Raw genomic sequence first — 594 nt, 5'->3', positions numbered from 1 at the left:
AGCCTGGCCAGGCCCTGCTTGATGTGACCGGCATTCTCGCCGATGGTGAAGAGAGCGCCGCGCACGTTATCACCGGCCTCGGCATCGCCCTGGCGCTCCACAAAGAGGACAAGTTCCATGATGGCTGCCTCCAAGGCGAGCTGGTTCTCGTAGATGCGTTCGAGCATATCGGGGAGGGAGTAGGGCGCGGGCATTGAATGGCTCCGAGAACTGGAGCCGAAAGAATAGCAGGGAGCCTGGAAACAAGAAGCCCGGCGTTGGGCCGGGCTTATATCAGAGTATAACGGTGCCCGGTGGTGCTAGAGCCATTTCCAGCCCGGCGCATTCTAGCTCCTCACCGTCTGCAAGGACCTTGAGTGACAATTTGCCAGTATGCTGAAGCTGGAAAGGGGTGAGTATTGCGTTGAGCTGGACTGTAAAGAATTTGGCTGGGCTTTCAGCGTCGGGGCTCTGAGCAATGATGCCTTCGATTTGTTCCTTCTGAAGCTCCATTTTGAAGACTTCGTCAGCGCCAAACGTGCCCGTAACAGAAATTTCTTCAAACATGCTCGATTTGTCAGTCGCAATCGAAAGCGCGAGACACAGTTTTGGAAG

Annotated in this window: 2 protein-coding genes; both read right to left on the bottom strand. The window is 55.4% G+C overall.

Annotated features, from left to right (window positions below):
• On the bottom strand, nucleotides 1–194 hold a 194-nt coding region (locus GIW04_RS31175), incomplete at its 3' end, for a hypothetical protein (RefSeq protein ID WP_236479675.1).
• 79 nt (nucleotides 195–273) lie between these two features.
• Nucleotides 274–594 (bottom strand): hypothetical protein (locus GIW04_RS31170; protein ID WP_236479674.1); only part of this gene is annotated, 321 nt, incomplete at its 5' end.

Origin of the sequence: Pseudomonas sp. PA-4-8C, assembly GCF_021606625.1 — a bacterium.
Lineage (GTDB): Bacteria > Pseudomonadota > Gammaproteobacteria > Pseudomonadales > Pseudomonadaceae > Aquipseudomonas > Aquipseudomonas lactis.
The sequence above is the reverse complement of the archived record's forward strand: the minus strand, read 5'-3'. Positions and strand labels throughout refer to the sequence as shown.